At 61.2% G+C, this 26,825-nt stretch carries 21 protein-coding genes and 1 pseudogene; 6 read left to right on the forward strand and 16 right to left on the reverse strand.

The window, feature by feature from the left end; all coding sequences use genetic code 11:
* The first annotated feature begins 67 nt into the window (after positions 1-67).
* Positions 68-979, forward strand: coding sequence for an agmatinase (locus CO657_RS08905; protein ID WP_054185315.1), 912 nt, complete (start codon positions 68-70; stop codon positions 977-979).
* Positions 980-1,059: 80 nt separating this feature from the next.
* Entirely contained in the window at positions 1,060-2,568 is a 1,509-nt protein-coding gene (locus CO657_RS08910; RefSeq protein WP_054185316.1) for a winged helix-turn-helix domain-containing tetratricopeptide repeat protein, read from the forward strand.
* Here the strand turns inward: CO657_RS08910 and CO657_RS08915 are convergent.
* The 4 genes and pseudogenes from CO657_RS08915 to CO657_RS08930 form a co-directional block, all read right to left on the reverse strand.
* Complete coding sequence (locus CO657_RS08915) at positions 2,541-3,770, reverse strand: MFS transporter (protein WP_054185317.1); 1,230 nt, start codon at positions 3,768-3,770, stop codon at positions 2,541-2,543. The two genes, CO657_RS08910 and CO657_RS08915, sit on opposite strands and share 28 nt — an antisense overlap.
* Positions 3,767-4,870, reverse strand: a complete 1,104-nt coding sequence (locus CO657_RS08920) for a flavin monoamine oxidase family protein (RefSeq protein WP_054185318.1) — start codon at positions 4,868-4,870, stop codon at positions 3,767-3,769. Before CO657_RS08920 ends, CO657_RS08915 begins: the two co-directional genes overlap by 4 nt.
* Positions 4,867-5,570: pseudogene (locus tag CO657_RS08925) on the reverse strand (cupin domain-containing protein). The gene CO657_RS08920 and the pseudogene CO657_RS08925 overlap by 4 nt, the downstream one beginning before the upstream one ends.
* Before the next feature lie 2 nt (positions 5,571-5,572).
* Positions 5,573-6,316, reverse strand: a complete 744-nt coding sequence (locus CO657_RS08930) for an SDR family oxidoreductase (RefSeq protein ID WP_054185319.1) — start codon at positions 6,314-6,316, stop codon at positions 5,573-5,575.
* Between the two features lie 103 nt (positions 6,317-6,419).
* Between CO657_RS08930 and CO657_RS08935 the strand changes: the two genes are divergently transcribed.
* Positions 6,420-7,325 (forward strand): LysR substrate-binding domain-containing protein, encoded by a 906-nt coding sequence (locus CO657_RS08935; protein ID WP_054185320.1) that lies wholly within the window; start codon positions 6,420-6,422, stop codon positions 7,323-7,325.
* A 37-nt stretch (positions 7,326-7,362) separates the two neighbouring features.
* Here the strand turns inward: CO657_RS08935 and CO657_RS08940 are convergent, their stop codons facing one another.
* The 7 genes from CO657_RS08940 to CO657_RS08975 form a co-directional block, all read right to left on the reverse strand.
* Positions 7,363-8,043 carry a peroxiredoxin-like family protein gene (locus CO657_RS08940; protein ID WP_003586427.1) on the reverse strand — a complete coding sequence of 227 codons (681 nt, stop codon included), beginning with the start codon at positions 8,041-8,043 and terminating at the stop codon, positions 7,363-7,365.
* 72 nt (positions 8,044-8,115) lie between these two features.
* Complete coding sequence (locus CO657_RS08945) at positions 8,116-11,361, reverse strand: adenylate/guanylate cyclase domain-containing protein (RefSeq protein WP_054185323.1); 3,246 nt, start codon at positions 11,359-11,361, stop codon at positions 8,116-8,118.
* 110 nt (positions 11,362-11,471) lie between these two features.
* Positions 11,472-11,696 (reverse strand): YeiH family protein, encoded by a 225-nt coding sequence (locus CO657_RS08950; RefSeq protein ID WP_037073077.1) that lies wholly within the window; start codon positions 11,694-11,696, stop codon positions 11,472-11,474.
* 4 nt (positions 11,697-11,700) lie between these two features.
* Positions 11,701-13,959 carry a bifunctional diguanylate cyclase/phosphodiesterase gene (locus tag CO657_RS08955; protein ID WP_054185324.1) on the reverse strand — a complete coding sequence of 753 codons (2,259 nt, stop codon included), beginning with the start codon at positions 13,957-13,959 and terminating at the stop codon, positions 11,701-11,703.
* Between the two features lie 825 nt (positions 13,960-14,784).
* Entirely contained in the window at positions 14,785-16,212 is a 1,428-nt protein-coding gene (locus tag CO657_RS08960; protein WP_054186386.1) for an ISNCY family transposase, read from the reverse strand.
* Positions 16,213-16,471: 259 nt separating this feature from the next.
* On the reverse strand, positions 16,472-18,622 hold the full coding sequence (locus CO657_RS08970) for a mechanosensitive ion channel domain-containing protein (protein WP_054183122.1): 2,151 nt from the start codon (positions 18,620-18,622) through the stop codon (positions 16,472-16,474).
* A 154-nt stretch (positions 18,623-18,776) separates the two neighbouring features.
* Positions 18,777-20,087, reverse strand: coding sequence for an epoxide hydrolase family protein (locus tag CO657_RS08975; protein WP_054183121.1), 1,311 nt, complete (start codon positions 20,085-20,087; stop codon positions 18,777-18,779).
* 341 nt (positions 20,088-20,428) lie between these two features.
* Between CO657_RS08975 and CO657_RS08980 the strand changes: the two genes are divergently transcribed.
* Positions 20,429-21,379: an alpha/beta fold hydrolase gene (locus CO657_RS08980; RefSeq protein ID WP_054183120.1), complete on the forward strand. Its 951-nt coding sequence runs from the start codon at positions 20,429-20,431 to the stop codon at positions 21,377-21,379.
* Here CO657_RS08980 and CO657_RS08985 read toward each other — a convergent pair.
* Together CO657_RS08985 and CO657_RS08990 are read right to left on the reverse strand one after the other, a co-directional pair.
* A complete protein-coding gene (locus tag CO657_RS08985) occupies positions 21,368-22,282 on the reverse strand; it encodes a LysR family transcriptional regulator (protein WP_054183119.1) in 915 nt (304 codons plus the stop codon). The genes CO657_RS08980 and CO657_RS08985 overlap by 12 nt on opposite strands.
* A gap of 78 nt (positions 22,283-22,360) precedes the next feature.
* Entirely contained in the window at positions 22,361-23,053 is a 693-nt protein-coding gene (locus CO657_RS08990; protein ID WP_003586416.1) for a DUF599 domain-containing protein, read from the reverse strand.
* 254 nt (positions 23,054-23,307) lie between these two features.
* On the opposite strand from CO657_RS08990, the gene CO657_RS08995 reads away from it, so the two are divergent.
* Positions 23,308-23,796, forward strand: a complete 489-nt coding sequence (locus CO657_RS08995; RefSeq protein WP_012557706.1) for a PAS domain-containing protein — start codon at positions 23,308-23,310, stop codon at positions 23,794-23,796.
* A 61-nt stretch (positions 23,797-23,857) separates the two neighbouring features.
* Here CO657_RS08995 and CO657_RS09000 read toward each other — a convergent pair whose 3' ends face one another.
* Both CO657_RS09000 and CO657_RS09005 read right to left on the reverse strand, forming a co-directional pair.
* Positions 23,858-24,235, reverse strand: coding sequence for a hypothetical protein (locus CO657_RS09000; RefSeq protein ID WP_054183118.1), 378 nt, complete (start codon positions 24,233-24,235; stop codon positions 23,858-23,860).
* A gap of 79 nt (positions 24,236-24,314) precedes the next feature.
* A complete protein-coding gene (locus CO657_RS09005) occupies positions 24,315-24,974 on the reverse strand; it encodes a hypothetical protein (protein ID WP_054183117.1) in 660 nt (219 codons plus the stop codon).
* 288 nt (positions 24,975-25,262) lie between these two features.
* Here CO657_RS09005 and CO657_RS09010 point away from each other — a divergent pair, with 288 nt between their 5' ends.
* Positions 25,263-25,868 carry a TerC family protein gene (locus tag CO657_RS09010; protein ID WP_012557708.1) on the forward strand — a complete coding sequence of 202 codons (606 nt, stop codon included), beginning with the start codon at positions 25,263-25,265 and terminating at the stop codon, positions 25,866-25,868.
* A 128-nt stretch (positions 25,869-25,996) separates the two neighbouring features.
* On the opposite strand, the gene CO657_RS09015 is transcribed toward CO657_RS09010, so the two are convergent.
* Entirely contained in the window at positions 25,997-26,821 is an 825-nt protein-coding gene (locus tag CO657_RS09015; protein WP_054183116.1) for an MBL fold metallo-hydrolase, read from the reverse strand.
* Positions 26,822-26,825: the final 4 nt, after the last annotated feature.

Raw genomic sequence — 26,825 nt, forward strand, 5'->3', positions numbered from 1 at the left:
CCCAAAAAGTTCTCAAAAATTTCCAAAGGCGCTAAACAGGTCAGGATCGAACGCAGGACCATCAGGAATGACCACCTCGCCCTCCTTTCTCGGCTTTCCCAATCGCCTCGCCGATGAGCGTTTGCCCCGCGCGGTGATTTTCGCCGCCGCCCACGGCACCACCTATCCCGGCAAGGACGGCAGCGGCTATGCCTTGGCGGCCGGCGCCATCCGTGCGGCAAGCCAGGACGATGCCGGGCTCGTCGAGCACTGGGATTTCGATCTCGGCGGTCCGTTGTTCGACGGCCAGCCGATCTCATGCATCGACGCCGGCGATGTCGAGACCGCCATGCACGACAATATCGGCAACCGAACTCGGATCGAGGCGAAGACGCGTGAGGTATTGGCACTGCCGGCCATACCGATCCTGCTCGGCGGCGACTGTTCCGTGACCATTCCTTTCCTTGCCGGTTTTGCGGCGCAAGGGCCGGTCTGGATCCTGCAGATCGACGCCCATATCGATTGGCGCGACGAGGTGCATGGCGAACATCACGGCTATTCAAGTCCGATGCGCCGGGCGAGCGAGATGCCGCATGTCGCCGGCATGGTGCAAGTCGGCCTGCGCAGCGTCGGCAGCGCGCGCACCGCCGACATCGAAGCGGCGCAACGCTATGGCAGCTGTTTTGTCACCGCTCGCGAGGTTCATAGCCAGGGCGTCGGCGCCGCCCTCCAGCATATCCCGGAAGGAGCGCAGGTCGTCGTCACCCTTGATTGCGACAGCATCGATCCAGGCATCATGCCCGGTGTGGCGGCGCGGCCCCCTGGCGGCCTCACCTACACTGAAGTGATCGACCTGATCGCCGGCCTCGGCAGGCGGACGAGGATTGCGGGATTCGACCTCGTCGAGTTCTATCCTCCCACCGACATTGACGGCCTGTCGGCGCTCACCGCCTCGCGGCTTCTCGTCAATGCGATCGGCGCCATCGTCCGGCAAGCTTGATCCTGCTTCTCGCAGCAAGCCGTCGATTGTGTCCCGGACGAACAGTTTCATCCAAGCTTTAAAGACTCTAGGATGCGTCTATGCAGGCATCGCGTTTTGCTTTTGGTCCGTTCGTGCTTGATCCGGCTGCGGGAACGCTCCTTCGGAATGACGATCCCGTGGCCGTCGTCGACCGCGGGGTGAAGCTGCTTGCGGCGCTCGTCGGGCGGCCCGGCGAAATTCTCGGCAAAGCCGAGTTGATGGATGCGGCCTGGCCGGGCAGAGCGGTGGAGGAGGGCAACCTCACCGTCCAGATCGCACAGCTGCGAAAGCTGCTTGGCCCGGCTGCTGACGGCGGCGAGTGGATTGCCACGGTTCCGCGCGTCGGCTACCGCTTTACCGGGGCCCTAGATCAGCCCGGCGGCGTCAAGCGAAAGGCTTTGCCGCTGCCCGACAGGCCATCCATTGCTGTCCTGCCCTTCGTCAATATCAGCGATGACCCCGAGCAGGAGTTCTTCGCCGATGGGCTGACCGAAGACCTGACTACCGACCTTTCCAGGATGCCGGGCCTGTTCGTTATCGCCCGCAACTCGGCTTTTTCCTACAAGGGAAAGGCGGTTGACATGCGAGACATCGCTGGGGAACTCGGCGTGCGCTACCTGCTCGAAGGCAGTGCCCGACGCGCCGCAGGACGGGTCCGCATCAATGCCAAGCTGATCGACGCCATCAGCGGCGATCACCTGTGGGCCGAACGCTTCGATCGCAGCCTCGACGATATCTTTGCCGTTCAGGACGAGGTGACGGAGAGGATCGTCGAGGCGCTGCTCGGGCGGCTGCGTGCACCACCGCCGCGCAACCGGCCAAGCAGCCTCGAGGCTTATGATCTTTGTGTGCGGGCGCGCAGGCTGATGGATGATTCTCCGCAGACGGCTGAGGAAGCGCATCTGATGCTGACGCGAGCCGTCTCCCTCGACCCTGATTATGCCGAGGCCTATCGCTGGCTTGCCATGAACCACTGGATGGGATGGATCCATAGCGGCGGGCCGACGGAATTCAACCGTAACCTCGCTTTAGAACTGGCACGCAGGGCCGTCACGCTCGATCCCAACGATGCCGGCTGCCGTTGGGTCCTGGCTTACCTGTTTGCCTATGAGCGCGACTTCGCCGAAGCGGATGCGGCATTCGCCAAGGCGATCGAGCTCGACCCGAATGAGGCCGATACTTTTGCGGCGCTATCGGACATCACCGTCCTTGCCGGTCGGGTCGGCGAGGGGCTCGAGCATATTCGCAAAGCGTTCCGGCTGAACCCGTTTCCGGCAAGCTGGTACTATCTGACGCTCGGCCAGGCGCAATATGCGGCCGGGCAATATGCGGCCGCCGTCGAGACGCTGCGCCGCGACGAGACCTATCGCACAAGCTCACGCCGTTTCCTCGCGGCAAGCCTTGCCCAGCTCGGCCGGCTCGACGAGGCACGCGCCGAGACCGATCTCTTCCTCGTCGCCAACCCGCATTTCTCCATTGGCCACTGGGCGGCGACCGAGCCATTCCGCGACGCTCGCACGCTCGAGCATTTCGTCGATGGCTACCGCAAGGCCGGACTTCCCGAGTGATCGCCGGGCCGCGCCGCCCGCCAGACCAAGGGAACCAGCACCAGGGCGACTGCCGGAAGCACGATCCAGTTGATCGTTTCCCAGCCGGAGCTGTGGAGAAGCGACCCGGCGGAGAAGGACGCGCAGGCGACCGTACCGAAGACCACAAAGTCGTTTGCCCCCTGTACCTTGCTGCGTTCGGCCGGCGTATGGCAGTCGGCCACCATGGCGGTTGCTCCGATGAAGCCGAAGTTCCAACCGATCCCGAGCAGAACCAGCGAGAGCCAGAAATGGGAGATGTCGAAGCCGGAGAGCGCGACGGCCGCCGAGCAGCCGATGAGGAGCAGACCGACGGCCGCGACCCGTTCCTTGCCGAAACGCACCATCAGGCGGCCGGTGACGAAGCTCGGCGCATACATGGCGAGAATATGCCATTGGATGCCCAATGCCGCCTGGTCGATCGAGTGACCATGTCCGACCATGGCGATCGGCGACGCGGTCATCACGAAGGTCATCAGGCCGTAGGACACGACACCGGTTGCGATGGCGAGGAGATAGCGCGGCGATGTCAGGATCTGGGCAAGGGGCCGCTCCAGGGCGCTTTCCGACGCGTGAGCGGTCGGCGGCGTCGATGTGCGAAGCATGAGCAGCACCGGAAACGCCAGGGCGGCGAGAACGGCCTGGCTGAGGAAGCTCCCGGCGAAGGGTGTCCCCGGCAAAGCGTCGCGCGTCCAGATGACGAGCTGCGGGCCAATGATCGCGGCGATCAGGCCGCCGACCATGACGCGGGCGATCGCCTTGTGGCTCTGCGCCGCGGTGGCGTTGTCGGTCGCGGCGAAGCGGTAGCTCTGCACATAGGAGGAATAGAAACCGGCGAGGCAGGTGCCGAGACAGAAGACCAGGAAGCTGGAGAGCACGATCCCGAGCGCCGCGATCAGCCCCGAAACCATGCCGATCACCGAGCCCAGCAGATATCCGGGCTTGCGTCCGAACCGACGCATCACCCAGGCGGCAGGCAGAGTCCCGAGTGCCAGCCCAAGGCTGAGCAGGCTGACGGGAAGCGTGACGAGATCCGGATCGGTCGACAGATGCTGCCCGACCAGGCCGCCGAGCGAGACGATGATTGGAGCATTGGCGCCCCCGAAGGCCTGCGCAACGGTGAGCACCCAGGAGTTGCGTTTTGCGGCTACCGGGTCGGCCGAGGCCTGATGCATGAGGTTCATCTGGAATCCATCTTCGACAGAATGTCGGCGACCGCGCGACCGGCAGCGACGACTGCGCCGGCGAGATAACCAGGTTCGGAAGGACTTGTCTCGCTTCCCGCCAGGATGAGGCGGTCCTTCCACAGGCCAGACACCCATTGCGAGTTTCCCGGCAGCGGATGCGCACCACCCACACGATCGGCGGCGGTGGCTGTCAGCGGATCGGCTGCCCAGTCCTTCAACAGAACCGCCCGAGGCTTAAGAGCCGCGGAGCCGAACAATTTGGCGAGCTGTGCCAGGCAGGCTTGTTTCAACATTTCCTCGCCGAGCGCAGCCCGCTGATCGGCGCCGACACCCGGGAAGCCGAAGAGGGCGGCCTTGCCCGAGGCGGTCGTCGCGTCATGGATTTCCACCAGCGGTCCGACCATGCTCTGCGCGGTGCCCGATAAGCCGGCTGTTCGCCAGAATGCTTCGTCGTAGACGGCAAAGAACTTCGCGTGCGGAGCCATCCATGTGGCAGTGTCGCGCCACCGGGCAGCGGTTGCCGGATCCTGTTGCGGGCTGAAACTTACGGTCGCTTCCAGCAGCCGCGGCGGGAGGGCGGCGACAACCTGCTCTGCCTGGATGATGTCGCGGCTTCCCTTGCCTCTCTCGACGGTGAGTTGAACCCCGGTGCCGGACAGCGACATCGCGGTCACCGTCGCATTGCGGAGGATACGGTCGGCGGGAATGTCGCGCGCCAATACGCGCACTGCCGATGCCATGCCGCCGGAAAGCCGCATCGACTGCTGCTCCACCATTGTGGGCTGATAGCGCTGCGGCGTCTCCCTGGACATCCTTTCGATGATCACGTTGCCCTCGCTGTTTTGCGCGAAGGAATGCAGGCCGAGTTCGCCGATCAGCGTCTCCATCGCCGCCTGCATCTGCGGCCAGTACCAGGATGGGCCGAGGTCGAAGCCGTCTTCCGCCGGCATGCCGGTTTCATCGGCCGTCAGAATGCGGCCGCCCAGCCGATCCCGCGCTTCGAGAACGATCACATCGATACCCGAAGCATGGAGCGCGCGGGCCGCATAAAGGCCGGCGAGGCCGGCACCAACGACGGCTACTCTGCATGCCTTCATCTCGCGTGCCCTTTATCGTCGACCTGGTCGAAGCTACAGACGTCGTTGTGAAGCAGAGGGGCCGACTTGTACCAGACCTTTGCGCCGTGATCTCCGACCCGCGCGCGGAATATTTGCCCCCGGGGAAGGCGCAGCCAGCTCCAGCGTTCAAGTGTGTCGCCGGCCTCAGTCAGGGACCGTCGATCACCAGCAGCTCAAGTCCTTGGGGATTGGCGAGCTCGATGTCGGCGTGTGCCTGCCAGTCCTCGAGCCTCACACGCTCGTCTGCTCCATCGAAGAGGGTTGTCGACGACGTTACCGCACCGCCAAGCTCGCCGCTTCGACCTTGACCGGGCAGGCGGACGATCCGTTCCCGGTCGCCTTGCTTGAACTGCCAGAGCTTGACGAAGATCACGCACCCGTTCTCGCTTCCCGGCGCATGTCCGGTTCCGGGAGGATTTCGAACGTAGCTGCCGGTGGGGAAATCGCCGCTCTCGTCCTGAAAGATGCCGTCCAGAACGAGAAACTCTTCGCCGCCTGGATGTTCGTGATGCGGGAACCGGCTGCCGGCCGCATAACGCACGATCGAGGTGGCGCGGGCCTTTTCGCCGCCGATGCGGAACAGCATCCGCCGATCCACGCCTTTCGTGGGGCTCGGCATCCATTCGAGCCGGCCGGCATGCACGAGGGCGCGCTCAGAGAGGTTGTCGTTGAGCAACATGGTCAAAGCTCCGATCTGCCGCCGTCGACGACAATCTCCGCACCGAGCATATAGCTCGACGCGTCGCTGGCAAGGAAGCAGACGGCGGCTGCGATCTCCTCCGGCCTGCCCATGCGCCCGATCGGCACCTGTGCGCCGACCCGCTCCGCATAGGCGCGAAACTCTTCCTCGGTCTGGTTCTTTCCGCGGTGAATAGGTGTCTCGATCGAGCCGGGGCTGACGGCATTCACCCGGATCTTGCGGTCGATCAGTTCGGCCGACATCGTCCGCGCGAAGGAGCGAACGGCCACCTTGGAAGCGGAAAGGACCGCCCGTCCCGGCGTGCCGACCTGGTTCAGCCAGGAGGTATTGAGAATGATCGAGCCGCCCTCGCGCATCAGCGGCAGCACAGCCCGCACCGTGAAGAAGACACCTTTCACATTCGCATCCATGATCGTGTCGTAGGTTTCTTCCTCCGTGGTTGCGAGCGGCGTACCGAGCGCCACACCGGCATTTGCGAAGAGAATGTCCAGCGACCCGAACGCATGCTGAAGCTCTTCTCGCATGCGATTCAGATCATCAAGCGAGGACATGTCGGCACGGATCGCAACGATACCACCGCCCAAATTATCCACGGCGTTGTCGAGCTTCTCCTGCGATCGGCCGGCAATGGCCACCCGCGCACCGCCATCGCGCAATTGCCTTGCAGCCGCGAGACCGATCCCGCGCGAGCCGCCGGTGATCAACGCCGTCTTTCCCTGAAACATCTTCGCAAACCTCTTTGTCTTGCCTCCAGGGTAACGCGCAAGATTGCATTGGCCAGGAAAAGCGGGCATACCGCAAAGAAAGAAAATCTTTGTCGTGAGTGAGATGAGAGACCTGACCAGATTGAAGTCCCTTCAGGCGCTGGAGGCCTCCGCGAGACATGGCAGCTTTGTCGGAGCGGCAGCCGAGCTGGATGTCACGCCTCCTGCCGTCGGGCAGCTCGTCCGTTCGCTGGAGGATTGGGTCGGCTATCCGCTGTTCAGAAGAAGCCGCTCCGGCGCCGAAAGGCTGACGCCTGTCGACGAGGTGCAGGACGCGCTTGATGATATCGCTGAAGGGCTCGATCGTCTCGAGACCGGGCTGCGGAAGCTTCGCGGCAGGAAAGCCCGGTCGGTCGTGGTGGTCACGGCGTCCCAGGCACTGGTTGCCAACTGGCTGCTGGCAAGATTGGACGACTTCTCGACGAACTACCCGACAATCGATGTCCGGCTTGACGTTTCCGACAGGGTCATCGATCTGGCCCAGGGCGAGGCTGATATCGGCATACGCTGCGGTCTTGGCGCCTGGAAGGGCGTGAAATCGACATTCCTCATGGACGAGGAAATTATCGCGGTTTGCCACAACAGGCTCCAGCCGGTGGATCGGGAGGTGACCGCCGGCTGGATCGTCGAACAGACGCTGATCCATGACGGCACGCCGCATCCGGGCGGCGACTTTCCGACGTGGGCGGAATGGCTGGCCAAATCCGGCGCAAACCAGGTTCCGGCGGAACGCGGGCTGAAGATTAATTCCACGGCGGCAGTGATCCAGGCTGCCGTCGCGGCGAGGGGCGTCGCCCTCGTGCGCAAGGCGCTCGTGGCACAGGAACTCGACAGCGGCAGGCTGGTCCATCTGTTGCCGGATGTCCGTTGGCCTGTGAAGTGGGCATATTACATCGTCGCAGCGCCAAAGGCGTTGCGTCGATACGAGGTTGCGGCCTTCCACGACTGGCTGGCCTCGCGCCCGATATAGACGCCGAGGAGCAATCCCGAACGAAAGATTACTCGCTTCAAACAGCCATATTCGACGCTGCCGACATCACTTCCCGAGGGGCGGGACCACCGAACATATGACGGCCACCGTCCTCGACTTCAGTGAAACACCAGCGCACGACGCCATCTCGGTCGAGCAGGAATTCGCCGACGAGCTGGCCATGGCCGGTCGCAATCATCTGCGTGTCGTCCTCGGTGAATTCGTAGCCATCCGCCTTGTCGAGATAGTCCACCGCCGCCATCACATCCATCGGCTCCGGGAGCTCACCCGGCATGTCGATACGCATCGATGTCACCGTGCTCATGCTGAGCTTATGCGGCCAGTCATTCTCGTCTTCGGTGAACTGGACATTCGGCAGGCCGAACGCCCTGTGCGACATCCGTTCCGGGTCGGAGGCAGCCAGCAGGTTGGGAAGCGGGTGGTAGCGGAAATAGAGGCGGGCCCGCTCGATCGGGGTATTCACGACAGTCAGGCTGTCGATGCCCTTTTCCTGCAATGCACCGGTGAGTTCGGCCATGGCGGCGATTTGCCGGCGGCAGAAGGGGCAATGCAGTCCGCGAAACAGCCCGACAAGCACCGGTTTCTGGCCGCGAAAATCATCGATGGCGATCTTGCCCTGGCGGGTAATCGCATCCAGCACCACGTTCGGCGCGCGATCTCCAGGCTGTAATGGTCTTTCCGAGTGGTTCTCCTGCATGATTAATTCCTCCCTTTATCTATTTGACTTGATTGGACTAACCGCTCTCCAGAAATCACACCGGGAGGAAGGTCAGTCGAGAAACGGCAAAACGACGAGTGTGCCTGGATCGAGGTTGTGGCGGATGCACACATCCTGCGCCAGCGTGAAATACCGTTCCGCCTCGTCCATATCGTCATGTTCGAGGCTCAGTGTCGCCAAGCCATCATAGCACGGAAAGAGCAGTTGCGGCTCGTCAATTTCCTTTGCGACCTCAAGGGCTTCCTCGTAATACTTACGAGCTAGCTTCGGCTGCCCGTGGCATTGATGAATCTGCCCGAGGACGATCAGCGGCACGGAGAGGTGGTCGCGCTGATCGAGCGCCCGATCGATTTCGACGGCCTTCTCCGCCGCCGGAACACCCTCGGCCGCGCAGCGATCGGTAAAGGTGCAGCAGGAAACCGCGAGATTGGCAAGAAGCCGCGCCTGGAAGCCGAGATCGCCGATACGGGTGGCGACCTCCAGTCCGCGCCGGCAGATCCTGATGGCGTTGGCCGGATCGACGATGGTGTAGAGAACACCGAGATTGGAATAGGCGCGGCACGCCGCACTTTGCAGATCGGCCTTTTCAGCGACCGATAGGCTGCGCTCGACTTCCTGCACCGCATCGCGGCGGCGCCCGAGCCGCGCCAGCGCCGCACCCTTGGTATTCAACGCTTCCGCCATCGCCCGCGCTGCCTCCCGTCCGGCCTCGGTCGTTCCGTCGACCGGCAGCGTTTGCAGGCGTTGCAGCGCCTGCGTCGCCCATTCGGCGGCAGCGGCCTGATCGCCCATGCGGAAGGCCAGATGGCCGCGCTCCTGAAGCAGGTGCGCATGTTCGACCGGCGCATCGATCGTCGCGATCAACGCTTCGGCCGCAGCGCAATGGGTCTCCGCCTGGTCGCGGCGCCCAGCGTCGAGATGCAGACGGCCGGTCTTTCGCAGGATCCGTGCTGCGGCGATCCGATCGTCCTTGGTGCGGTGGATCGCAAGCGCCCGCTGATAATGGGTCAAGGCAGCATCGCGCCGGCCGGCGGGGCCGCAGAGATCGCCAAGACGCTCCATCAGCGCCAACTGCTCCGGCGACACCTCCGGCTCGTTGGCGAAGGCGGCAAGGGCCTGATGGTAGAGCCGCATGGCATCGTCATTGGCGTAGGTCTTGCGGGCCAGATCGCCCGCCGCCATCAGGTAGCCGGCGCCCTTGGCCTTCTCGGTGGTCAGGCTGAAGTGGTGGCCGAGCTGCGTCAGATGCTCGGCCCGGTCGGGCGCCTCGCCATATTGGCGCTCCAGAACCCGGCCGATCCTGCCATGCAGCTCCATGCGTCGCTGCAGCAGCAGATTATGGTAGATGACGTCATGCATCAGCGTCTGGCTGAAGCGATAGCCAGGTGACCCGGCGGCATCCGGGCCGCGCAATTCCTCGATGATATTGGCATCGCAGAGAAAATCCAGCGCCGCGTCGACGCCGGCCGGGTCGGATGCGACGGTGCGGAGCAGGGCGGTATCGAACTTTGGGCCGACGACCGCCGCCTCCTGCGCCAAGCGTCTCATCTCTTGCGGCAGGCGATCGACGCGGGCAAGCAGCAGCGCCTGCAGATTGACCGGGATATCGACATCGGTGTCGTCGGCTGCGACATGCCAGCGATGACCGTCATGGTGCAGCGTGCCCATGTCGATCAATCCGCGCAGGATTTCTTCGATGAAAAGCGGATTGCCGCCGGCGCGATCCAGGATGCGCTTGCGCATGGCAACCGGCAGCTTGCTATGGCTCTCGCCAAAAAAGGCAGCAAGCAGCTTCTGCCCATCGGCTGCAAAGAGCGGGTCGAGACGTTGCACGGTGACATTGACGCGATCGGAGTTCAGTGGGTCTGTCTGCGATGTCGGCCGGTAGATCGCCAGCAGCATCAGCCGGCTGCGCTCCAGCCGATCCATCATGAAGCGGAGCACTTCCAGCGAGGCAACGTCCGCCCAGTGCAGATCCTCGATGACGAGCAGCAGAGGGCCTTGCGCCAGCCGCCGCTCGAAGACGGTACGCACGGCATAGAAGATTTGTCGCCGCAGCTGTTCCGGCTCGATGTGCCGCAATGCCCCGTCGGGATCGCCGAGGCCCAGGACATGCAGAAAGAGCGGCAGAAGCCCCTCGACATCCTCTTGGGTGAGATCGAGAGCGCGGAATCCGGTTGTCAGCAGCTGCCGTGTTTTGGCGAGATCATCCCGCTCGCCGATGCCGTAAGCGCTGCGCACGACCGCGGCGAGCGTGCCATAGGATTGTTCGCCGAGGGGAGAGCAGGTGGCTTTGCGGATGGCAAGGCCAGGGAAACGGTCCGCATCGCCGGCGGTGCCGACGAATTCGTTGACCAGCCGGGATTTGCCGATACCGGCTTCGCCGATCAGGCGGACGAGTTGCGCCGCACCGCCGCAGGCGAGATCGAGGCAGGTCAGCAGCCGCGACAACTCGCCATCGCGTCCGATCATCGGCGCCTGAAGGCCGAAACTTTCGAGCCCGCGGGCCGTATGCGGCGCTTCCAGCAGCCCCGCCAACCGATGGACGAGGACATTTCCGCTTTTGCCGCGCAGCGTCTGCGCGCCGAGACTGTCGAAGGCAAAGGCATGGCGGGTGAGGCGATAGGTCAGCGGCCCGACGAGGATATCGTTTTCGCCGGCCATCGATTGCAGCCGCTGGGCGGTGTTCACCGTGTCGCCGGTCACCGAATAGGATTTGGTGCTGACCGCGCCGAAGCCGCCGGTGACGACGGGTCCGCTATTGATGCCGATATGCAGACGCAGCGGTACGCCGGCGCGTGAGCGCCAGCGGTCGCCGACGTCAGTCGCCCGACGGATCATGTCGAGTGCGGCACCGAGCGCCCGGACCGGGTCGTCTTCATGGGCAACCGGCGCGCCGAACAGCGCCAGCAGCGCATCGCCGACGAACTTGTCGACGAAGCCGCCATAAGCCTCGACCGCCTGGGTCATCTCTTCGAACAATTCGTTCTGCAGCACCCGCATGACTTCAGGGTCGATCTGCTCGCTCAGCGTAGTGAAGCCGCAGAGATCGGCAAAGAGCACCGTGACCGGCCGCCGGTCGGCATCGCTGTCTGATTTATGCGGCACCACCTCGATGCTTGGCTTCGGCGCAGGCGGGACTTGGCCTGAGATCGCCGCGCCGCATCTCGGGCAGAAGGCAAAATCCGGCTGACAGGCGCAGCCGCAGGCGGCACAAGAGAGGGGCTGCCTGGCGCCGCATCGCGGGCAGAAGGCAAAACCACTCTGAATATCGAAACCGCAGCCGGCGCACTCCATCGCACGCGTCCCACGAAAGGCCAGATATGCGACGGCTATCCCGGCCGCAACCGACGCCTCAAAACAGAAGACAAGCATGAACCTCCTGCGTGAGGCCCGCAAGCAGGATTTCAGTTGGCGTGAAGGATCATCAGGCCGATGGCGCTCATAAACGCCAGCGCCAGCATCGACAGCAGCCCGGCCAGCAGCACGCGCCCGCCGGAGGCAAAGTCTGTCCGCATGTTCACCGACAGGCCAAGGGCAGCCATCGAGACGAGGGTGAGCACGGACGAGGATTCCCTCGCCACCGTTGCGGCTTGCGGCGGGATGAGATCGAAGCTTCGCAAGCCCATCATCGCATCAGCCTGCCTGCGTCAGTCCTTTGTCCTTCGTGCGGCAAAATTCGATCAACTGCTCCGACGTCATTGGCCGCGCCAGAGCGTAGCCTTGCAGCAAATGGCAACCGAGATCTTTCAGGATCTTCGCGTGCTCCATTGTCTCCACGCCCTCGGCGACAATGTCGATATTCTGTGACCGGCCGATTTCGATAATCGAGGAAACCAGGCGGCGTTGTGATGGCGAGGCTATGATCGGCTTGATAATTTCGCGGTCGATCTTAAGTCGTCGCGGCTCAAATCGAAGCAGACTGATGATGCTGGCATGTTCCGTGCCGAAATCGTCGATCTCGATTTCAATGCCGAGCGCTTTGATTGCCGGAATGACCTCGTTGAGGGCAGGCTGAAGCTCGTCGAAGGAAATTGTCTCGAGCAGCTCGAAACAGAGGCGACCCCTCGCTGCGGGAAGCCCGGACAGTTCGGCGAGCAGATTTGCCTGCGCCAGTCGGCGCGCCGATATATTGACGGAGACACGCGGGATCTGCATTCCCAGGCTGTCCCATCTCGTCAGCTCGAACAGGGCCTTGTGCAGGATCAGCCTATCCATGTCGCCGCTACGCCCCAGCCTTTCCGCTGCGTCGAGAAAATTGTTCGGGCCGAGCAGACCTTTTCGCGGGTGATCCCAGCGGGCGAGGGCCTCGACGCCTGATATAGCCAACGTATCTGCATGGAATTGCGGCTGGAAGAATGCAACGAGCTCATCGCGGTCGAGCGCCTGGTTGAACTCATCTGCCAATTCTTTTGAATGGATTGCGGCGCTGCGAAGCTCTTCGGTGAAAATGGCCGCGCGGCCGCGGCCCGCCTTCTTCGCTTCGTATAGAGCCAAATCGGCATTGAGAAGCAACTGACCGAGATCCCGCCCGGAGGCAGGTTCAGTCTCCCAGGCAACGCCGACGCTTGCTCCGACCACATACTCCGCCCCGTCGATAAGAATGGGTTGCTGGAGCGCGTCGACGATCTGTTTGGCCAATTCGGCTGCTTCAGGCTCGGGATTGGCGCTCCATCTGGCGAAGATGAACTCGTCCCCGCCGATCCGAGCCGCGACGTCGGTTGGGCCGGTCAAATCGGCGAGGCGCGAAGAGGTTGTTTGCAGGACCATGTCACCGCCGGCATGCCCTTTGGTATCGTTGATCTCTTTAAATCGGTCGAGGTCGATATGAATGAGGATCAGACAGTCTTCGCCATCGGGTCTCCGTGGTTGCGAGATCATCTGGTCGACGAACCGTCGGTTCGCCAGCCCCGTCAGGGCGTCGTGCAACGACAGATATTCCAGCCGTTGCCGCGCTCGAACGAGCTTCTTCTTGTGAAGGCGAAGCTTCTCGATCGTTCTTTGGCGTGATTTGGTCAGGAAGCCGATCCAAATGATTGGCGCAACGACACAGAGGGCCAACAGGCTTGCATAAAACTCAAAAATGCCGATCCCGTTATTTTGGCCCCATCCGTTCTTGGGCACCGCACCGAAAGTCCATCGGCCATAAGCCATGTCAACCGATGTCACGACCGGCTGCTTCGAAAAAGTTTCCAGATTTCCGAGAAAAACCTGTTTCGGCGAATTTGGCTCCGGCACCGTGCTGATGGCAACCTCTAGTTCGGTCGATCCAAGGCCGCTATCGCCATAAAGCCTTGGAATGTCTACAATTCCGGAGAGCAGACCCCAAAAGATCTGGCTCTTTCCGTCATTCATATAAATCGGACACCTGACGACGAAAGCGGTTCCGCCTTGGACGAGTTCCACCGGCCCTGTCAGAACGATATTGTGGGTGTTGCGCGCCAGCATCGCCGCAGCCCGTTGCTTATCATTCTTTCGGTAGTCGAGCCCAATGGCCTTTTCGTTTCCTTTTTCCGGGTAAACCCACTGGACCACCATGTCGGGCGCCGCAGCGAAACTGCGCAATTGTGAATCAGGCTGCAGGATCTGCGCGGCAAGCTTGGAAAATCCGTCTTGGCCCATTGCCGGGTCGACTGCGATGCCAGCCGCCAGCCCTTGCAGCAGCTTCACATTGCTATTGAGGTTCGTCTGAAGCCGAGATGATATTGTGGCAAGCTCGCCCGCAACAATCGAACGTTCCTCGGCCAGCGATCGCTCCAGCCGCCAGTTCGTTGCGACCCAGACGACAATGACTGCAATAATTGCCGCAAATAGTGCCGGAGCAAATGCGGTTGCGTGGCTGGCTGCGGAGGCAGCGAGGCCACGTACTATCTTTGGATTTCTTCGAAACTTCATCAGGTTGCCGGCGCGGATGGACACAGTGCATCCTTGCACAGTTTCTTTAAGGCAACGCTAAACCGGCCAGCCTGCGAGAAAAGCCGATCCTGTATCGCGTTAAGATATTTAGAAATCTCCAAGTCATTGTTTTGGTTGGGACATTGGTCTGCCACACTGCGCGATGACCTAGCACGATCTGACTGGCTGGTGCTGATTGCTTGGGCAGATCGGGGTGAGGGTGCCTCCGTCGGCTTCAGCTTCCGAAGTTTCTATTGTCATGATCCTGGTGGATGGTTATCCGCTTTATGCTCCAGCGTTTGAACGGGACCGCGCCGTGCTTCCAAAATCGAATTGCATGCCGACATTGCCGTCGCTGGTCGCTGAACGACCTAGTGAACGAGTGATACCCGGCGGAGCACGCAGAAATGACTGCGGAACCTTGAATGATGCAGCGAGAGTTGCGCGAATTCGTCGTCCCGTGTGCTGACTCGGATCGCTGCGCGATCTGCGCGACGGGGCTAAACATTCTACAGGTCTGGCAGGCTTGCCTCCAGCTTTGTTCTCAGGGATTGCCAGCCAGCTGGCTTGTCATCTCATCTCCCACGTAATCGAAAACGCGGGGAGTGTGACATTCCAACTTTGCAGAAACAGGACATTCTAACTTTGCGGCTACAACAAATGTCAAAGCTGATTAGAGGCGCGACGTCGTCAGCCAGTTAGAAACGCGACACTGGCACTGGCGATCAGCCCCCGACCGAACCGGCTGGTCCGGGTTGCAAGGGTAGGGAGGGGGCGGGTGAGAGGCACCCTTCGGCTTTAGCTTTGAGACTATGGCGACACCATTCATTCGGCAGCCTCCATCCGCGCCAGCGCCTTCTGCCGTTTGGCAATGACTTCCGGATCGTTCATGAAGTCCGTCCGCGGGCCGGGCTTGCGACCACGCTTTTGATAACCGTTGCCCTGGCTACCATCCGGTATCCCAAACATATGATCCGTCTGACCGGTGCGGCGCGGGCCGCTCTTACTGCGCTGCAGTTCACGTCCAGCCTGCAGCTCAGCGACGATCGAAAGCATGTCGTCCAAACGCTTGTTGTCGACGACTTCGGGTCTATGTATCGATCGCAACTTATCGAAGGTTCTGTAGGGCAGGGCAAAACTCTCGTGCATGATCTCGAGGCGACCATCCGGATAGTCGCAGACGACGACCTTCTTACCCGCCAGCGCCTTGGCCTGTTCCGTCGGATCGAGGATGAACAGGACCTTGTCGTAGCGTAGCGTCAGGGACTGCGACAGCGTGCGGACCTCCTTCCGGCACATGGCGGCATCGAGGTTCTCATGTGCGGCCAGCGGCCGATGCATGTCCTTCGGATTGCGCGGCGGCTTGCCGAAACGAGCATTGAAATCCGCAATGAACGCCGGTGCATAGAGGTTTGCAGCCTCGATCGTGTCGATGCCGCGCAGCCGCAGTTCCTTGACCAATCGATCCTGCAGCGTCTGATTGGCGCGTTCCACGCGACCTTTGGCCTGCGGGGTGTTGGCGCAGATGATATCGATGTTGAGCTCATAAAGGGCACGACCGAACTGCGTCAGGCCGCTCGTCCGGTCTTTCTCCGATGCATGGACCGGGCGGAAGACACCGTGCTTGTCGCTATAGAATGCCAGAGGTTTGCCCCATTGCTGCAGATAGGCCTTCGTCGCATGCAGGTAGTCGAAGGTGTTCTCCGATCCGGCGAACCGCAGATGCAAGAGCTTGCCGGTAGCATCATCGATGTAGACGAGCAGGGCGCATTTGGGACCGCGGTTCTCAAACCACCAGTGATGCGAACCGTCGATCTGGACGAGCTCGCCGAGACAATCCCGCCGGCCGCGCGGCTGAAAAATCCGCTTCTTGCGTTCGCGTCGCGAGATCCAGATGCCGGCCTCGGTCATCCATTGGCGTAACGTCTCCTTGGCGACCGAAATCTGATGCAGTTCGATCAGTTTCTCGCGTGCTAACGTCGGACCGAAATCCGGATAGCGTTCGCGGATCAGATCCAGCGCCGCATTGCGAAAATCCTCGCTGTGGCGCCGATTGCTCGGCCGTGATCGCTTCTTCGAAACAAGACCGGCTTCACCGGAACGATCATAAGCCTGCAGCAGCCTATGAACCTGACTTCGGCTGAGATCGAGCACCTCAGTCGCCTGGACGACGCTCAGGCGTCGATCACGGATCTTCTGAACAACTTCGAGGCGATGCAATTCTTTCTGCGACATGGTGATCATAAAGGACATGACGACTCCGACCGCTCATGGTCTCGACCAGGCTGAAAGTCGTCATCCTTGCTCCCAACGTTGGCATTGACCAGCACGTCGAAAGGCGAGACTGTCGCATCTCTAACTGGCCCAACTGTCGCATTACTAAATAGCTCCTACAACAAAAAATCGCATAAGACAGATTATGGAACATAAGAATGCCATTTGATTACAATGGCATAGAGTGGTCGATCATTTGCCGGCCACTCTCACCGAGCTCGCGCCGTGCTCGAGGCAGCTAGTCCTGAAGTGTTGGGATCCCTTTTGCCGGTCTTTGTAGCTCCGTAGCGGCGGCGGAAGCTGCTGCATCGGCCGTCCCGCTGGAAACATGAACCGTCGGAGTTGCAAACTGGATTCCTTTTTCCGCGAATGTCTTCTTGAGCATGGCGAGTGCCTTTCGGCGAACGCCGAATTGTTCGCCGGGTTTGGCCATGAACTTCAGCCGGATCTGCACACCGTAATCGGCCATCTGCTCGATCCCTTGCATTTTCAAGGGCTCGATGATGTTGGGCCCGAGTTCGGGATCGTCCAGCAAGTCGACGCCGATGCGCTTGATGGTCTTGCGGACCTCCTCAAGGTCGCTGTCATAGTTCAGGGTCAGCGTAATAATGTCGATCACCCAGTCGCGGCTCAGGTTCTGCACCGCGCCGAGTTCGCCGAAAGGAACGATGGTGACCGGACCGCGGTGGTGTCGCAGGCGGATCGATCGCAGCGAGAAACCTTCGACCGTCCCTTTGTATTTTGCCGCCTGAATATACTCACCGATGCGAAAGGCATCGTCGAACAGATAGAAGACGCCGGAGATGATATCCTTGACGAGTGTTTGTGCGCCGAAGCCGACGGCGATGCCGACGACGCCGGCGCCGGCCAGCAACGGTCCGATCTGAATGCCGACGGCATCCAGGATCATCAGGAAGCCGACAGCGCCGATCGCCAGAAACAGCACGTTGCGAAGGATCGGAAGCAGGGTATTCAACCGCTGGCGCCGGCGCGCTTCGGGTCCGTCAAGATGCCCCGCCTCCGCACTTCGCGACGCCACCGCCATCTGACTGTCGATCAGCGTGCTTGCGAGCTTCCAGATGACGTCGGTCACCAGCAGCACGATAACGATGCGGATGCCTGCGCGGATCAAACGGGTGGTCACCGTTTCGGCAGCGGCAAGGTCACTGAGATTGACATTCCAAGCGCGGGCAATCAGCAGCGCGGCGACCACGATCAGGCCGTTACGAAGCGTTTGCATGATGACGACCGACCATCCGACGATAGCCGGATCTTCAACGGCGTGCTCGCCGCCGGATCGAACAATGCGACCGATGACATCACGCGCCACGGAAACGGTAAGCGGCAGAAGCGTCAAGACGATCAACGTCCAGAATACTCCACGCAGCCCGGACACCCATAACAGCCACGATAATACGATGCTCGCGCTGAAGCCGACGCAGACCAGCCGGTTCACCGGCGGCCCGTCGGAACGAAAATGCCGCAGCCAAATCATGGCAATCAGCGTGATTGAAACCACACCGAGCCACGCCGCGGTAAAAAGATCGACCAGGATGGGCGAAGCCCCGATGGTCTGGAACACTTCGATGATCGCCCAGCCAACTGCCAGCACGGCGACGATTGCGAGAAGCCAGTAGTACCAGAACCAGGCAAGCGAGGTGACAAGCGTCAGAAGCCGCATATGCGGCAGACGGGCGCCGGGCGCAATCACGATGCGGCCGACAAGCACGCCAAGGCGCACCATCAGCGCCGCTGACAGCAGAATGAGCGCGATATCGCGAAACACGGCAGGCCAAGGAAAGAGGATAAAGGCGCCGAGGCTGCCGATGAGGTAGCCGACCAGCGCGAGAAGGCCCATTGAAAGCCGGGCCGCATGGAGCTTGATCCGTTGCCGCACAGTGTCGGCAGGCGCGGTCAGCACAAAATGAAGCAGCCCTCGCCCGGACCACCAGGCAAGGCGCTGGGCAGCGAATCCGCCTGCAATGAAGAGTGTCACCGCCAGGATCAGTCCGACAGCATCGATGCGATCATCCGTTTGGAAGACCCGGATCGCCGTTTGAACCTGTCCCGGAAGCGTTGGAACGGCATCGACGAGCGTGAGCAACCTCTGGCGCAAATCCTGCAATGCGGTGGCAATCGACGGCGGTGCCGCCTCTTGCGGGGCCGCTGCCGGCTGCGCCGGTTCCTGATTGCCGGGAACGATCCGATTGACCAGCGCGCGTCCGGCATCATCGTTGGGCAATTCGATGATAACCCGGATCGGTCCCGAGGAATTGGTCGGTTCGGCCGCTAAGGCGGCGGTTACGCTCGCGAACAGAAGCGTCGCAAATACCACCGTCAGGAGTGTGGACACTCTGCCGAAAAAATGACGGTCGTCGTTGATGCGCATATAGCCCTGGTCCCCGCGAAGCTGGCGTCGTTTCTAGCAACTTCGGACGTTGTGAAGCGTTGCGTAATCGACGTCAATCGACGACCTGTCTGGCGGACGCAAAGCTCGCCCTGCCCCTGCCCCTGAAACCTGCCGCTCAGCTATCAGCGGTTGCTCATGATCGTACCGTTTTGAACCCTGCCCTGACTTCCTGACTGAAGAGTTCCGGCTCTTCCCAGGCCGCGAAGTGGCCGCCCTTGGGTGCGCGGTTATAGTAGACCAGCTTCGGATAGGCCTTCGACAACCAGTGCTTCGGCGGTTTGTAGACCTCTCCGGGGAATATGGTGACGGCGACCGGCACTTTGACCTCCGTGAGCTTTGCGCCCGCCATGGCGTTTTCGAAATAGATGCGGCCACTCGCGGGGCCGGTGTTCGTCAGCCAGTACAGCGTGATATTGTCGAGGATCGCATCCTTGCCAAGCGCCTGTTCCGGATCGCCTCGAGTGAACACCCAGTCGGCGATCTTGTCGTAAAGCCAGGCGGCGAGGCCAACTGGCGAATCCGCAATGCCGTAACCGACCGTCTCCGGACGTGTGCTCATGATCGCGGCATAGCCGAAGCCGTTGTTGAGGAAGTTCCGCGCCTCGTCGAAGACGACCTTCTCGTCCGCAGACAGATTGTCGGGAGCCGGCCCTCCGTTTTTAAGAGCCTGGGCTGCATCCGATGGGAACGTCGTGGCCCGCTCGATCCTGTTGACATGGATGGCGAGCAGCCCATCGGGTGCCTGGCGACCCAGGGCGTCGCTGATGATGGCGCCCCAGTCGCCGCCTTGCGCGACATAGCTGATATAGTCGAGCCGTTTCATCAGCACGTCCCAGGCAGCTGCTATCCGCTGCGGGTTCCAACCCGTGGTCGACGGCTTCCCGGAGAAGCCGAATCCCGGAATCGACGGGATCACCAAGTGGAAGGCGTCCTCCGCCGTACCACCATGCGCCGTCGGGTCCGTGAGCGGCCCGATGACATCGAGCAGTTCGAACACCGACCCTGGCCAGCCATGGGTCATGATCAGCGGCAGCGCGTTTTCATGACGGGAACGAACATGGATGAAATGGATGTCCACACCGTCGATATTGGTGAGAAATTGCGGAAAGGCATTCAGCCGGCTCTCTGCCTTGCGCCAGTCGTAGGATGACTGCCAGTAGCCCACCAGCTCCTTCAGCCTGTCGGGCTCAACACCCTGCGAACGATCCGTGACGGTTTCGCCGTCGGGCCATCGGGTTGCGGCAAGTCGCCGCCTGAGATCCTTAAGCGCTGCCTCGGGGATGTCGGCCCTGAATGGTCGGATTTCCCCGGCTGCGGTGCCTATAGCGTCGGCGGCTTCCGGCGCCAGCGGAAGCAGAACGGCGGATAAGCCGGCCGTGGCACCCGCTGACAGCAGCGCGCGTCGCGATAGAAGCCTGTGGTTCAAAGAGGTCAGCAGTGCCATGACGTGTGTCCTTTCATGACATCGACAGTCAACGGACAGGTTCGGCAAGGGGTGCCATTGGTGACCGCATAGGGTTCAATGTGATGTCAGTCATATCAGCTCTTCCTTATGTTGTCGCCGCCGCGCTCTGCCATCCCCCGCGAGCTGTCTCAAATCGGCTGCTGGTGGTTACTTGGGTGGCGCGACGCAGGACCGGTACCCGGGGAAACTGAGAGGCAGCCTCTCGGTCGGCCAGCGCCGTGACAGCGACCACGATCAAGAGGCTACCTCTCAATTTTTCCGGCTACTGCGCGGTGACGGCGTGGCTACTTATGGACCTGTCGTTCAGGAAAGGAACTCACATGTCTGAAGACAAAACCGGAAATAGGGCTGCATCGTTCGCAGCTATTCCATCCCTCCCCGTCGGAAAAATCTTCGCCTCCGCCGAAATCCAGCACGGTGACGTTGATTTCATCAAGGTCGACGAGATGCTCACGCTGAGGAGGATGATAGTTCGCGCGCCGGCGCCAAAAGGCACCGTGCTTTTCCTGCATGGGTTTCCGGAAACGATGATGGTCTGGAAGGACATTGCGAGCACGCTTGCCCGCGACTACGACGTTCACGCCTTTGATTGGCCGGGCTATGGACAGTCGTCGCGCCCGATCTTGCAGCGGTTTTCCTATGCGCCCCAGGACTACGCGGCGGTGTTGAAGTCCTACATCGAGACGGCAGGAATCGACCATTCGAACCTCGTGATCTATGCGACCGATATTGCCGCCCTCCCCGTTCTGCTGCTGGCTCTCGATGAGCCGGCGATCGCCAGGCGGATCATCGTCGGAGACTTCGCGCCGTTCGACCGGCCGCAATACATGTGGGAGAACCTGCAGAATCTCAAAGCTGAGCCGACGGCCTCGCCGACCCGAGCCTATATGAACAAGACAAGCGACGAGATCCTTCAGAACGTGCACAGGCGCGGTCTGTCGCCCGCGGAACAATTCGATCTGCCGACCGACGTTCAGCGGGACATGGTCCATTCGTGGAGCTTCGGTGGAATGACGTCAGCGGACGCCTTTGCCCATTACTATGCGAATTTCACGCGCGACCAGAACGTCCTCGAGGCCAATCTCGACCGGTTGAAGACGCCGGTCAAGCTCGTCTGGGGCGAACAGGACTTCTACATCAACAAGGAAATGGGCATCGAATTTGCCGCCAGGATCGATGTGGAAATCGATATCCTGCCGGGTATCGGCCACTTTCCCCATCTTCAAAATGCGAAACATACGGTTGAAGAAATCCGTACATCATTCGGATAAAATTGGATTATCAAAGATTTTTGATGGCGCACGCAACCGGGGCAAAGCCCAATCGACAAAAGCGCGTACCTTCAGCGCCAGAATCCCCTGGCGGGCGTAAACGATATGAATCGGCTGTGGTGCTCCATCGAAATCCCGCAGGATGGGCACCAGCGCGCCGGACGCCAGCTGGTCTGGAACCTGGTAGTCGAAGAGCCGCGCGATCCCTGCTCCGCCGACGGCGGCTGCGACGCAGTTCGCCGCGGTATTCACTTCCAGCCGGTTGCGGGGCATCGCCTCCATCGGCTTTCCCTCAACGTCGAATGTCCAGAAGAATGCCGGCTTGTTGAAGAAGATCCCGTCGCGATCGATGAGATCGCCTGGGCGCTGAGGTTCGCCATGCCGCGCGAGATAGGCAGGGCTCGCGCAGGTCAGCAGGCGGAATTCGCCGGTTTTGACGGCATGGAGGGAACTGTCGGCGAGGTCGCCGAGACGAATGGCGATATCCACCTGCTCGGACACGAGATCGACCGTGCGGTCGAGCGACAGAAGCTGCAGCGACACCTCCGGATATTTGTCCATGAAGCTCAGCGCGACGGGCAGCACATACCGGCTCCCATATTCGATCGGCATCGTGATCGTGAGCGCGCCTCTGGGCGTCTGGTATTCGCCCGACGCCCTTCGCTCCGCCTCATCGATATCCGCTATGATCTTTCGGGCGGCGTCGACATAGTCGCGGCCGGCATCGGTGAGCTGAAGATTGCGGCTGGTGCGGACGACGAGGTTTGCGCCGAGATGGCGTTCAAGCTCGGCCACCTTGCGGCTGACGCTGGGCAAGGGCGCGTTCAGCCGCCTGCTGCCGGCCGAGATGCTTCCGGCGTCGACAACGGCCAGCAATATGCGCATCGCTTCGAGACGATCCATTGGCCCCCGCCCATAAGATATCGCTTCTGCTCATCGTCGGCCAGCAGACTATCACGTTGCCCTGAACCGCAGGCAATCCTAATCCAGCAGCCTGCGTATGGCCATGATCCCCTTTGCAGCATCCGACCAGGATTGACGCCAGATCAAAACGCCGACGCTGAGGATGGTTGCAACAATGAAGGGGATCGGCCCGATGAACCAGAAGGCGGCAGCGACGGTGAAATAGTAGGATCGGACGCCGACGCTGAACGAGCGAAGAGCCGGGTTCAAGACCAGAGTGAGCGCGTTTGTCCAGCTGACGATGTCCCGATCTTCATCGCGCGACGGGCTTGCCCCGATCGCCGCAAGGCAATAGTTGATCTGCCGGACCGCCCATATGAAATCGGACAGGCCGCGCAACAGGGTCGCCATGATCAGGAGCACCTTGCACTGGAAGAACCAGGCGGGATCCTGCGCCGCAAACAGCGCGATCAGCCCGCCGCCCGATCCATAATTCGGCTCCATGAACAGCGCACCGCTGAGCCCGACGATGACGATGAGGTTGGCCGATCCGAAGAAGGATGCCGAATTGATCGTGTGCCCGAGGATTGCCGCGTCGCCGATGAAGTTATTGTCTCGGGTCAGCACCTCCCGCATCCAGGCCGCGCGAATGCGCACCATATCGACGGAAAGACTGTCGTTTCGCCGCGGCCACCCCATTGCCATCAAAGGCTCGAGTGCCACCCAGACGAGCAGGAAGAATACGATCGCCGCGACGTTCAAAAAATCCATTGTGTCCCCCGAACTGAATGGCGTTTTTCGAAACACTACTTCGAGCGAACGGCGGCTCAAAGCGTCTATCGCCGTCCCCGGCTTCCTTTGGTGCGCACGAGCACGAGGCGTGTTGCGAGCTAGTATGGCGGTCTCGGGCCCTTGCACGAGCAAGATTAGAAAAGTCGATATTGCGCCCGATCGAAAGGAGGCTAAGATTGACTGGCACCAGCCGCGTGACATGGTCAACCGGCAGGTCAGACTGGGGATACGGAATGGACCTTGCCGAAGAGCCTGGCATCTTCACGTGGGACTTGGCGACCGACACGGTTTACGCGGATTCGGCGCTGGCAAACCTCTTTGGGCTTGATCCGGAGCAGACCATCGCGGGGCTGCCGATCATAAAATACCTCGACAGGATTCATCCGGACGACAAACCATCCGTGGCCAAGGCGATTTCAGACTCGGTGGTGACAGGAGATCCCTACCGCCATGACTATCGGGTATTTGATCGAAGCGGACAAATCGTAGCCGTTGCCGCCTTCGGCCGCTGCTTCAGGGATGCCGCCGGAAATCCATCGCACTATGCGGGCATCGTCTTTCGGACGAATGATCAAAGCCAGCAAGACGAATTGTCTGCGCATTGCAGCGCGGCGTTCAAAATTGCGAAGTCATCCGGGCTGCAGGCGACGGCCGACGCGCTTGAGGCGATTCTGAAAGAGCTTGCCACGCCGATACCTTCCGGCATCGCGCCGCTTCATTGATTTCCTTCGACGCATCGAGGTCGATGCGCCTGCTCTTGTGCAGCGATTCAAAGCTCGCCGGTCAACGCCATCTCGCCTCGGAGAGATGACCGGGAAAGCCGGCAAGCATGACCCCCAGCGGCACATTTCGAACCAGCCTGGCTACAATGAAGGTTGCGCAGATCGCTGCGGCAAGCTTCGCCCAGGGATAGCTGCCAAGTTGGACATGGGCGTTTGCATCGACCGATGTGGCCTTTGCCTTCAGCGCCGCCTCCGCGTCCTCGCGCAGCATGCCTATCCGAGCCTTCAGCAGCCTGAGCTCCTGCTGCAGGCCGCTCAGATCTTCGTCGACTTTTTCACGCGTGCTTACAACGGCGGCATCGGCAAAAGGCGGTTCACCTTCGGCGATCAGTTCATCGGGGTCGGGAAGGCGCCCGTCGCGATTGATGGATGATTGCATGGACATATCCTCGAATAAACAAGCGGGATGAGATGAAGGCCCGGCATCGGGGCCGCGCCTTCCAGTGCAGGTCAGAGGATCAGTGGTCGCGCCGGAAACCCTGGCTCTGCTGGGATCCGCCTTGCGACTGGCTCTGCGATTGGCCGTTGGCATCGTCCGATGGCGTGGTGGGGCTATAGGTGTAGGCACGCACCTTGGCGCTTCCATGCACGGTGTCGCGCGTCGCTACGGGGCGCGTATCGTCGAATGCATTCTCTGACACGGCGAGGTCTTCCGATGCTTTGCCGCCGGAGGGTTGGCCGGCAAAACCGGTATTGGACGCGCCTTGTTGCCTGTCTTCCAGCGACCAGAGGTCCGCCCGCTCGTCCATGTCTATGCTGCCCTCGTCGTCCAGTATATCGTGGACGGTCTCGTAGAGCGCGTCATCGATATCGTTGACCTGAACGAGGAAGCCGCCCCGCCGCAACCCCTCTGCGTAAACAGCACGATCCTCGTCGGGAAAGAAGAAGTCGGCCAGCGCGTCGAAGAAGTCGCCGCGGTCGTCGCTCATCGCACCGGCGGTTTTTTCGTCGGCCTCATAGCCTGGCATCAACCTTATTCTCGCAACCGGCACGCCCGCGTCTTCGAGACGGGAGACGGCGGATTCGGCTTCCGATCGGCTGTCGAAAAATGCGGTGAGACTGCTGCCTCCTGTCGGGCCGGAGAAGGCTGGATTGGTATCGTGGTAAATGCTGCTCACGGGAAATCTCCTCTCGATGCATAGACCCACGCCGCCGATCCGGCGGCTGGTTTCCTGATCAGAAAAACAGGTGGGCGAATGGAATGTTCCAAGCCAATGCGTGGGCAGGCGATGGAGGCTTCAGTCGCACCGCCCGCCCCCACAATGGCGGCTCACCGATATTAAATTGAGGAACGATTTGGCATCGAGGATCGTTTTCCCGCGCCGCCGCAATTCAAGGCGCTCTAGCGGTTGACGTCAAACCGTCGAGACGCTAGCACGGCTTTTGACGCATTGGGGATATTTCATATGGACATCTTTACGGCAGCCGGTCTGACGGCTTTGCTGCAGGTCATTGCTATCGACCTCGTTCTTGCCGGCGACAACGCCGTGGTTATCGGTCTCGCCGCTGCCGGGCTTGAGGCCACGCAGCGCCGAAAGGCGATCATCGTCGGCATAGCGGCCGCGACCGTCCTGCGTATTCTCTTTGCCAGTGTTGCTGTCTATCTCTTGGCGATCGTCGGCCTGCTCTTGGCCGGCGGACTTCTGCTTCTCTGGGTCTGCTGGAAAATGTGGCGCGAAATTCGCGCCGGTCATGGCGACAACCATGACGCAGCGGGCGCCGAAGGCGCGCCGAAAAAGACCTTCTTCCAGGCGGCGACCCAGATCGTCATCGCCGATGTTTCCATGTCGCTCGACAACGTGCTCGCCGTCGCCGGTGCGGCGCGCGAACATCCGAGCGTGCTGATCATCGGTCTTGCCCTGTCGATCGCACTGATGGGCATCGCCGCCAATCTGATCGCCCGGTTGCTCAACAACCATCGCTGGATCGCCTATGTCGGCTTGCTGATCATCCTCTATGTTTCGCTCGACATGATCTATCGCGGCGCCGTCGAGGTTATGCCCTACATGTAGTGGCGCCGGAACAGGATGATTTTAGGCCCCAATCGGCCTAAAAACTGAACCTTGTTCTACATGAAAGACCGAGAGCATGATGTCGTCCGCAACCACACAGGTTTCGGCATCATGCTATGGGGCGGAGTTCAAGCCCCGATCCTGACCTCGGTTTCGAAGCTCATCTGATCATAGGCCGGGACCACATGGTCCGGCGTCTCAGCCATCACAACGTCGTAATCGAGCGGCGTGTGCATATGCGTGAGGATCGCCCGTTTCGGTTTCAGCCGGCCGATCCAGTCGAGCGACTGTTCCAGCGACAAATGGCTCGGATGGTAGGTATATTGCAGCGCGTCGATGATCAGCACATCGAGATTTTGAAGCTTGTCGACGGTCTGCGGCGGGAAGTCGCTGATATCGCTGCAATAGGCCACATCGCCGATCCGAAAGCCGAGCGAGTGGATGTCGCCGTGCTGCTGAAGATGCGGATGAAATCGTATCTTGCCGCCGGGGCCGCGGATTTCGACGGGTTCGTCGAGGTTTTCGATGACTACCGGCAGCACGATCGGCGGATAGTTGCTGCCCGGCGGCGTTTCCAGGCAATAGCCGAAGGCTTCGCGCAGCCTGTCCATCGTATATTGGTCGGCAAAGATCGGCACCCGCCGGCGCGTATTGTGAAAATAGCCGCGCAGATCGTCGATGCCATGAATATGATCCGCATGCGGATGGCTGTAGAGCACGGCATCGACATGGTCGGCCCCTGCCCTGATCATCTGCTCGCGAAAATCCGGTCCGGTATCGATAACGACAGTGGTGACACCGCCATCCGGCACGAATTGCTGCACCATGAAGGCGGCGCGCGTGCGCCGGTTCTTCGGATTGGCGGGACTGCAGGCGCCCCAGTCGCCGGTAATGCGCGGCACGCCGGGTGACGACGAACAGCCGAGAATGGTGAAGCGCCGCCGGTAGAGCACGCTC

Source organism: Rhizobium acidisoli (genome assembly GCF_002531755.2).
GTDB lineage: Bacteria > Pseudomonadota > Alphaproteobacteria > Rhizobiales > Rhizobiaceae > Rhizobium > Rhizobium acidisoli.

Bases quoted from the DNA above. Each gene is read 5' to 3' on its own strand.
- CO657_RS08905 (WP_054185315.1), top strand. From the start codon at position 68: ATGACCACCTCGCCCTCCTTTCTCGGCTTTCCCAATCGCCTCGCCGAT.
- CO657_RS08910 (WP_054185316.1), top strand. From the start codon at position 1,060: ATGCAGGCATCGCGTTTTGCTTTTGGTCCGTTCGTGCTTGATCCGGCT.
- CO657_RS08915 (WP_054185317.1), bottom strand. From the start codon at position 3,770: ATGAACCTCATGCATCAGGCCTCGGCCGACCCGGTAGCCGCAAAACGC.
- CO657_RS08920 (WP_054185318.1), bottom strand. From the start codon at position 4,870: ATGAAGGCATGCAGAGTAGCCGTCGTTGGTGCCGGCCTCGCCGGCCTT.
- CO657_RS08930 (WP_054185319.1), bottom strand. From the start codon at position 6,316: ATGTTTCAGGGAAAGACGGCGTTGATCACCGGCGGCTCGCGCGGGATC.
- CO657_RS08935 (WP_054185320.1), top strand. From the start codon at position 6,420: ATGAGAGACCTGACCAGATTGAAGTCCCTTCAGGCGCTGGAGGCCTCC.
- CO657_RS08940 (WP_003586427.1), bottom strand. From the start codon at position 8,043: ATGCAGGAGAACCACTCGGAAAGACCATTACAGCCTGGAGATCGCGCG.
- CO657_RS08945 (WP_054185323.1), bottom strand. From the start codon at position 11,361: ATGGAGTGCGCCGGCTGCGGTTTCGATATTCAGAGTGGTTTTGCCTTC.
- CO657_RS08950 (WP_037073077.1), bottom strand. From the start codon at position 11,696: ATGATGGGCTTGCGAAGCTTCGATCTCATCCCGCCGCAAGCCGCAACG.
- CO657_RS08955 (WP_054185324.1), bottom strand. From the start codon at position 13,959: ATGAAGTTTCGAAGAAATCCAAAGATAGTACGTGGCCTCGCTGCCTCC.
- CO657_RS08960 (WP_054186386.1), bottom strand. From the start codon at position 16,212: ATGTCCTTTATGATCACCATGTCGCAGAAAGAATTGCATCGCCTCGAA.
- CO657_RS08970 (WP_054183122.1), bottom strand. From the start codon at position 18,622: ATGCGCATCAACGACGACCGTCATTTTTTCGGCAGAGTGTCCACACTC.
- CO657_RS08975 (WP_054183121.1), bottom strand. From the start codon at position 20,087: ATGGCACTGCTGACCTCTTTGAACCACAGGCTTCTATCGCGACGCGCG.
- CO657_RS08980 (WP_054183120.1), top strand. From the start codon at position 20,429: ATGTCTGAAGACAAAACCGGAAATAGGGCTGCATCGTTCGCAGCTATT.
- CO657_RS08985 (WP_054183119.1), bottom strand. From the start codon at position 22,282: ATGGATCGTCTCGAAGCGATGCGCATATTGCTGGCCGTTGTCGACGCC.
- CO657_RS08990 (WP_003586416.1), bottom strand. From the start codon at position 23,053: ATGGATTTTTTGAACGTCGCGGCGATCGTATTCTTCCTGCTCGTCTGG.
- CO657_RS08995 (WP_012557706.1), top strand. From the start codon at position 23,308: ATGGACCTTGCCGAAGAGCCTGGCATCTTCACGTGGGACTTGGCGACC.
- CO657_RS09000 (WP_054183118.1), bottom strand. From the start codon at position 24,235: ATGCAATCATCCATCAATCGCGACGGGCGCCTTCCCGACCCCGATGAA.
- CO657_RS09010 (WP_012557708.1), top strand. From the start codon at position 25,263: ATGGACATCTTTACGGCAGCCGGTCTGACGGCTTTGCTGCAGGTCATT.